This is a genomic window from Actinomyces sp. ZJ308, from assembly GCF_011752065.1.
Taxonomy (GTDB): domain Bacteria; phylum Actinomycetota; class Actinomycetes; order Actinomycetales; family Actinomycetaceae; genus Actinomyces.
Genome location: NZ_JAAIJY010000013.1, coordinates 82,096 through 89,382, shown reverse-complemented (window position 1 = coordinate 89,382; position 7,287 = coordinate 82,096). Strand labels below are relative to the sequence as shown.

Below are 7,287 nucleotides of genomic sequence, written 5' to 3'. Positions count from 1 at the left end.
AGCCCTTGAGGCCCACCAGCGACCTGGCTCTCGCGATGGACGCCTCATCCAGGGTGGCGTCACCGGCGTGGGTGGTGACGAACCTGGTGCGTCTGGGCTGCTTCTCGCCGGCGATGACGGCCCGGGCGCGGTTCTCCTGAGCGGTCAGGGTCTGAGTGTCCCTGGCGGCGCGCTTCTTGGAGTAGACCCACACCGCCCGCCACGACCCCGGATACTTGACTGGGTCCCAGATGGGCTCAGCCCGGAGGCTCCTATCCCGCTCGGTGTTCGAGCCCCTCTTGGGGGTGATGGTGTCGATGAGCTGCCCATCGGTGAACGCGTCACCGGCCCAGTGGAAGTGCGCCTCAAGGTCACCTGGGGCGCGGACCTGGCGGGCCCCGACAATGAACCGCAACCGGGCGTCATCCAGAGACTTGAGGTTGGCGGCTGAGAGCATGCCGGCATCCGCGACCACCACGAGCTCCTCAATGTTGTGGGCGGCCTGGAAGGCCTCGACGATGGGGATGATCGTGGTGGTCTCGGCCTTGTTCCCTTCCCAGCACCCGATTCTCAGGGGGAAGCCGCCTCGGTCGACCAGCAGACCGACGATGACCTGGGGGTCGACTCTCCTCTCCTTGGAGTAACCGACCTTGCGTAGGTCGTCCTCCTTCTCGGCCTCGAAGTACAGGGTGGTCACGTCGTACAGGCACAGCGCCAGGCCCCCGCCGGTGTTGGTGACGTGCTCGAACAAGGCCCCAGACAGGCTCTCGCGGTAGCCGCGCTCCTGAGCCCGGGCCAGGGAGCGGAACAAGGTCCGCACGGTGACCGGCTCCAGGCCCAGGTCACCCAGCACCCGGGGGACCTGGGCCTTGGAGGTCGGCTCGATCAGACGCGCCAGAACCATCTGCTCAAAGGCCCGATCACCCCCGACCGCCTCCCCCAGCCCCAGACGCCGGTAGGCGCCGTGCAGGACCTCCCACAACAACCTCGAGTGCTTGGACTCCACCACCGCCCCGGTGCTGACCGGCTCTGAGACCTCCGGGAGTCCTGTTCCCGGGACCGCTGGTGGCGTGGGGGTCAGCTCCAGGGTCAGCTGGTCCGGGGAGATGCGGTGGCGGCCGATCTCCATCAGGGCGGCCAGCTCGGCCTGGGTGTGGGCCGATCCCAGGTGCTCGATCACCTTGTCCCGGCGCCCTTCCTTGACCGCGATCTGGACTGCCGTGGCCCCTGAGGCTGTCTTGACCTTACGCACAAACGGGCTCACCACTCCGACTCTACCGGCCCCTTAGTGTGCCAGCACACCCCCAACCACCACGCGATATCAACGAAAAACCCACCTCAAAACCCAGACCCCACCAAACTGTCACGAGTCAGGTCGCCTTGCTCAACCTCACCGGGCTCGCGGCCCATCGTGTCAACCTGCGCCGTGACGCTGATATGCCCGAGGATTAGCCGCGCCCCCTCGCCGGGTGCTGGGTGCTACCCGCTCCAGCCGGGGACATTCTGCACGTACGGGTGCAGGTTTTCTGTCCCCGTACGCGTGAGATGTCCCCGGCCACAAGAAAATGTCCCCGACGGCGTCGAATGTCCCCGCCCGAGTAAGGGCGGGTGGAGCGCCGGTACACGGGCCGAGGCAGGCCATACCTCTCAACCACCACTCTTGTACCAGGCGGCGACGATCTGGACGCGGTCGCGCAGGTGGAGCTTGGCCAGGATACGGCTGACGTTGCGGCGCACGGAGGCGGGCTGGAGCACCAGCCTCTCGGCGATCTCCTCGTTCGACATCCCCTCCGCGATGAGCCGGACGATGTCGAGCTCCCGTGGCGTCAGCGCCCCGAACCGCTCCCGAATCTCCTTCCGCTGCGCACCGGACAGCGCCCGCGGCGCCCCGCGCGCGATGAGCTCCTTGGTGACGCGCGGCGTGAGCACGGCGTCGCCCTGCGCCACCGCCCGCACCGCCTGAGCCAGCTGCGCCGCACGCACGTCCTTGAGCAGGAACCCCGAGGCCCCCATCTCCAGCGCCCCGAAGGCGTAGTCGTCCTCGTCGTAGGTCGTCAGCACCAGGACCTTCACCGTCGGGAACCGTTGCGCCACTGCTCGGGTCGCACTGATCCCGTCCATGCCGGGCATGCGCACGTCCATGAGCACGACGTCGGGCAGCCCCGACGACCGGTTCAGCTCCTCCAGGACCTCCAGCGCCTCCCGCCCGTCGCCGGCCTCCGCCACCACGCGCAGGTCCGGCGCCTTGCGGACCATGAGCGCCAGCCCCAGGCGCGCGAAGCGCTGATCGTCCACGAGCATGACCGACATCAGCCTCAGCCCCTCCGACTCCGCGCCCACGCCTCAGCCCTCACCACGGCTTCTCGGGATGACCGCCTCAACGAGCCAGCCGCCGTCGACCTCGGGTCCCCACGCCAGGGAGCCCCCGGCCTCCTCGACCCGACCCCGCAGCCGCAACAGGCCGGTTCCCGCCGCGGGCTCCCCGCCACGGGCGTCGTCGTCTCCACCGCCCCGACACGCATGGCGCCCGCGGCGCCATCGTTCCTCACCGCCACCGTCACCGCGGACTCCGCGTGGTCCCAGGACACCTGCACCCGCGACAGCGCCGGCGCGTGCCGCACCGCGTTGGTGAGCGCCTCCCGAGTGAGCGCGAAGCACAGGCCGGCCTGACCGCCGTCGTCGGCCCGCTGCCCGGTCTCGGTGAGGACCACCGTCACGCCCAGCGACCGCACCCGCCCGACGACGCTCCTGATCTCATCCCAGGACCGGCTCACGGAGGCATCCCGACTCGGCTCCCGGCCGCCGTCGGCCAAGGCCCTGACCGCCCGGCGCGTCTGCTCCAAGCACTCCCGGGCCACCTCGTTGATGCCGCCCACCGCCTCGTCGACCTCCGGGTCGGCGTTGCCGGCCAGCCCCTCGGACAGGGCGATGATGGTGGTCAGGCCGTGGCCCACGGAGTCGTGCAGCTCGGCGGCGATCCCGGCCCGGGTCACCGCGCGGTCCCGCTCGGAGCGAAGCGCCAGGAAACGCTCCCGCTCGGCCCTCGCCTGGGCCTGCGCGGCCCGCCAGCCCGTGACGCTGCGCGAGAGCATCGCCACCACGACCGTCAGCAGAACGGCGACCACCTGGCTGAGCCACTCCTCCAGCAGGACCCCGGGCGGGGACACCAGGACGGCGCTGGCCGTCACCATGAGGCAGGCCGCGCCGATCACCGCGAGGTGCTGCCACAGCGGAAGGCGACCCACCGCGCCTCCCAGCGCCACCAGCACCGGGAGGAGGAAGAAGTTGTTGAGCCCCAGCGCCGAGGCCACCACGTACACGACGCACTCGGCCAGGAAGACCGCCAACGGGTACCTGCGTCGCGCCGCGAGCAGGGCCGTCGACCCGATGGCCACCGCCATGAGGAGCGAGATGCTGAGCCTGGTCGCCGCGATCCCCGGAAGCAGGCCGCCGTCGCCGACGCGACCGGTCAGGACCGCGACGCCGATCATGCCTCCCTGGTAGGTGGCGCACAGGATGAGGAGCACCGTGGAGAGCAGGCCGGGGCCGGCCTGCGCGGGTGCCGGCTGACGCACCCACTCCCCCAGCGCCCGCCAGTCGGTCCGCATCCTCATCGCCGACGACGAGCCGCGCTCCGCACCGGACACCGGCGTCCCTCCTCTCCGTCGCGAACGTACCCTACGCCCCGGATTCCGAGCCCCCGGAGCAGTCCCCGAGCCGTCAGGCACGGTCACGGACTCCGAGCGGCATACAGAGATAACTTCCGAAGCCTCAGGGCGTTAACTCCCGACGACAGGCGGCAACGAAGGAGTTCAGCCCCTCTTTCTCAAGGCGAGTGAGTAGATCGTCGATAGTCCATCGTGGTCCTTTGCGGCCAGTTCGGGATACCACTGCCTGAAGCACCTTCCGAACCGCCTCGGGATACAGTCCCAGCACATCGAGAAGAAACTCGTCTGGGGACTGAGCAAATAGCGCACCAGGAAGTGCCGCTTCATCGAAGTCCTTGAGGTTGAACGTGACGATGACGTCCGCCCTTCCCATGAGAGCCGCCGCGACAACGTGCCTGTCATCGGGATCCCGCATCGTTGGAACTGAAGGCAAAAGGGTCTCCCAGTCCTGCACCCGGGCATCTGGCAGATGCTCATTCATCTTCCTCCGAAGCCGCCTGACGTAGCCGCGGGACTCTTCCGCATCCTTATCGCGCAGTGCATGTAACCGAAGAATATTTCTCTCAACCTCCTCCTCGATCTTCTCGCTCCACAGAGGCCTATAGATCTGCCGAACAGCGATCTCAAGAAGAACATCTCGCAGCACGCTGGGAATCAGCACACATGCATCGAGCACTGCGGAGAACGCCATCGCTCACTCCTGAGTACGCAGTTCCTGGAGAACTTGACGCACCTCGGCCGGATCCTGGTCATAGTCCCCCATCGCTTGAGCATCGGCCACCATGTCCGACAGGGCCTCGTTCGCCGCCCGGCGCTGACGCTCGCGGAACTCCAGTACATCGGTGAGGAACAACCGGCGATGCCGCCTGACCTTCTCAAACGGAATCTCACCGGCCTCCAGCATCCTGACCAACGTCGGCCGAGAGATACCGAGCATGTCGGCCGCTTCCTGTGTTGTCAGACGCTGGTCCTGCGGCGCGACCGTGACGGCCCGCCCTCGCCCCATCGCATCCGCGACCTGCAGGAGCACCTCAGCCATCCTGGGCGTCAGCTCGATCGACTGACCGTCGATCACCAGTTGCGGTGTCGTACCCGAGGACGCCTCAAGCGCCGTCACAAGCTCAGCAAACCGTCCAGCAACCTCCTCCTCAGGCAGGTAGGTCTTGCTCTCAGTCATTATCGTCATGTCACACTCCCACGCTACTGCTCGCTCGTCTTTTTCGAATTGATCGTTTTGAGCGAATTAAGTGTAAGTCCCGGCAGGGATGAGCGCAAGCCGAAGCGCTGGCACTCCTGCCGGCCCCGCGGTCCCTCCCACCTCGGCTCCTTCCTCACTCGGCCGCCAGGACGGTGCCGATCGGGGTTCGGGTGGCGCTCCGGATCGGGGCGAGCAGCACTGCGGCCAGGGCCAGGAAGGGCAGGAACGCCACGAGCACCACCGGCCCGACGGCGGGGCGCACCACCAGCGGCAGCCCCGCCCTGGCGTAGAAGACGGCCTCGCCGACCGCCGTCACCATCAGTGGCACGACCGCGACCAGCAGCGCCGTCCCCACGTACAGCCCCGCCTCGATGACCACCTGCCGGCGCGCGCCGTGCACCGTGCCCCCCTGCGCAGCGCAGCACCGCGACCTCGCGTTGCCGGGACCGGGAGGTCATGCCGACGACGGCCATGGCCCCCAGCAGCGCCATCGCCCCGAGAATCGCCGCCAGAACCAGTGAGTCCACCTGGTTGAGCGCCACGCTCAGGTGCGCGGCCTCCACCACCGCTTCACTCGTGGCGAGACTGGTCATCAGGGCGGCGGTGAAGGAGAGAGACAGGGCCAGCAGGCCGATGGCGCTCGCCGCGGAGCCGGCACGCCACAGCGCCGAGCGGCGCGCGAGCAGCCACGGCCCGCCCCACCGCGCCAGCGGCGCCGACCACAGGCGCAGCACCCCTGGGATGAGCACCGGCGCCAGCAGCACCACGAGGACCGCGAGCAGGAAGGCCGCCAGGGTCGCCTGGCCCCCGCCGGTCGGCCACCCCTCCACCATCGGGCCGGGCCGGACCAGGAAGGCCGCCGCCAGCTGCACGGCGCACGCCATCCCCCACAGTCCGGCCGAGATCCAGCGGACCGCACCCATGCGGCGTCGCCCGGCCGGGACCGCCTCGCGCACAGCCTCCGCGGCGGGTGTACGCACCGCACTGCGCGCCGGGCCGATCGCGCCCAGGACCGCCACGGCGACCACGACCACCACGGTGAGCAGCAGCGTCGTCGGTGTCTGGCCCACCTCGATCCGTCCCATGCGCGCGGCGGCCAGACGGCTGAGCACGGAGGCGAAGGGCCCGGCCGCGACCAGCCCCAGCAGGATCCCGGGCGCGCAGGCCACCGCCCCCAGCGCCGCCACGGTGGCGACGACAGCAGTGAGGACCTGCCGGGGCAGGGCTCCGGCGAGCCGCCACAGGGCCCAGCTCGTGCGCAGCGCCTGCACGCAGGACTGCCCGACGACGCTCACCACCGGGACCGCCACCATCGCCGTGTAGAAGGCCACCGAGACGCCCGGAACCGTCAGTTCGGCCGGGTTGACGCCCGCCGCCCGTGCGGCGGCGACGACGTCGGGGCGAGTGACAGCCACACGGTGCACCAGGCAGACGTTGACGAGGGCCGCCGCGAGGGCCAGCACCACCACCGCCCCTGACCAGGCCCGCCACTGGTCGGTCAGGGCGCGCAGCGTGTAGCGGGTCATGCGGCCGCCCCCGTCTGGTTGACGGCCGCCAGCAGCTCGTCGGCACTGGCGCCCCGGCGGTGGTCGACGATGCGGCCGTCACGCATGATGAGCGCGGTATCCGCCAGGGCCGCGGCCCCCAGGTCGTGCGTCACGAGGACGACGGCGGCCCCGTCGTCGGCCAGGCGTCGCAGCTCGGCCAGGACGAAGGCGGCCGAACGCGTGTCCAGCGCCCCGGTGGGCTCGTCGGCGAAGACCACCGGCGGGCGGCGGTAGAGGACCCGACCCAGGGCGACGCGCTGCTGCTCGCCGCCCGAGAGCGTCGTCGCGCTCGCGTCGGCGCGCGCCTCGAGCCCCAGCCCGGCCAGGACCGTTCGCACGCGAGCCGGGTCGGGGCGCCGGCCGGCCAGGGTGTCGCTGATCGTGATGTTCTCGCGCACCGTCAGGTAGGGCACGAGGTTGTAGGCCTGGAAGACGAAGCCCACCCGGTCGCGGTAGAGCTCGGCGACCCGCGCCGCCGGGAGCCCGCCGAGGTCCCGGCCCAGGAGCCTCACCCGGCCCGACGTCGCCGCCTCCAGCCCGGCCAGGCACAGCAGCGCCGTCGACTTGCCCGAGCCGCTGGGGCCGACCAGGGCCGTCATCCGTCCCGGCATCATCGAGCAGGAGACGCCGTGCAGGATCTCAATGGGCTCGCCGCCGGGGACCGGGAAGGACTTGCGCAGCTCGCATGCCTCGACGGCGGCCGGGCCACTGAGGTCTGCGGCCGCGTGCTCCCGCCCGGCTTGAGCCGAGCGCCCCGACCGGCTCGACCTGCCATCTTCGCCTTGAGCCGCCATGTTCCTGCACCGTCCCCTCACCCGTGAGTCCTGGGGCGCCGTCGGACGCCCGCGGCTCAACCTAGGCGGCCGGTCCGCCGCAGGACCCCGGAGGCCTCGAA

Annotated in this window: 7 protein-coding genes; all 7 read right to left on the bottom strand. The window is 70.3% G+C overall.

What is annotated here, in order from left to right; translation table 11 throughout:
- Window positions 1-1,243, bottom strand: a 1,243-nt coding sequence (locus HCR68_RS07395) for an IS1634 family transposase (protein WP_167148177.1), incomplete at its 3' end; no start/stop codon positions are given.
- A gap of 383 nt (window positions 1,244-1,626) precedes the next feature.
- Window positions 1,627-2,319 (bottom strand): response regulator transcription factor, encoded by a 693-nt coding sequence (locus tag HCR68_RS07390; protein WP_167148175.1) that lies wholly within the window; start codon window positions 2,317-2,319, stop codon window positions 1,627-1,629.
- Window positions 2,295-3,626 carry a histidine kinase gene (locus tag HCR68_RS07385; RefSeq protein WP_243858985.1) on the bottom strand — a complete coding sequence of 444 codons (1,332 nt, stop codon included), beginning with the start codon at window positions 3,624-3,626 and terminating at the stop codon, window positions 2,295-2,297. The genes HCR68_RS07390 and HCR68_RS07385 overlap by 25 nt, the downstream gene beginning before the upstream one ends.
- Window positions 3,627-3,750: 124 nt before the next feature.
- Complete coding sequence (locus HCR68_RS07380) at window positions 3,751-4,338, bottom strand: PIN domain-containing protein (RefSeq protein WP_167148173.1); 588 nt, start codon at window positions 4,336-4,338, stop codon at window positions 3,751-3,753.
- A gap of 3 nt (window positions 4,339-4,341) precedes the next feature.
- Window positions 4,342-4,833, bottom strand: coding sequence for a helix-turn-helix domain-containing protein (locus HCR68_RS07375; protein WP_167148171.1), 492 nt, complete (start codon window positions 4,831-4,833; stop codon window positions 4,342-4,344).
- A 14-nt stretch (window positions 4,834-4,847) separates the two neighbouring features.
- The gene (locus HCR68_RS07370) at window positions 4,848-6,371 is read right to left on the bottom strand and encodes an ABC transporter permease (RefSeq protein WP_243858984.1); all 1,524 of its coding nucleotides are present in this window, start codon (window positions 6,369-6,371) and stop codon (window positions 4,848-4,850) included.
- Window positions 6,368-7,186, bottom strand: coding sequence for an ABC transporter ATP-binding protein (locus tag HCR68_RS07365; RefSeq protein WP_243858983.1), 819 nt, complete (start codon window positions 7,184-7,186; stop codon window positions 6,368-6,370). The genes HCR68_RS07370 and HCR68_RS07365 overlap by 4 nt, the downstream gene beginning before the upstream one ends.
- Window positions 7,187-7,287 lie beyond the last annotated feature (101 nt).

Excerpts from the sequence above, each read along its gene's own strand:
- HCR68_RS07370 (WP_243858984.1), bottom strand. The coding sequence starts at position 6,371 with ATGACCCGCTACACGCTGCGCGCCCTGACCGACCAGTGGCGGGCCTGG.
- HCR68_RS07380 (WP_167148173.1), bottom strand. The coding sequence starts at position 4,338 with ATGGCGTTCTCCGCAGTGCTCGATGCATGTGTGCTGATTCCCAGCGTG.
- HCR68_RS07375 (WP_167148171.1), bottom strand. The coding sequence starts at position 4,833 with ATGACGATAATGACTGAGAGCAAGACCTACCTGCCTGAGGAGGAGGTT.
- HCR68_RS07365 (WP_243858983.1), bottom strand. The coding sequence starts at position 7,186 with ATGGCGGCTCAAGGCGAAGATGGCAGGTCGAGCCGGTCGGGGCGCTCG.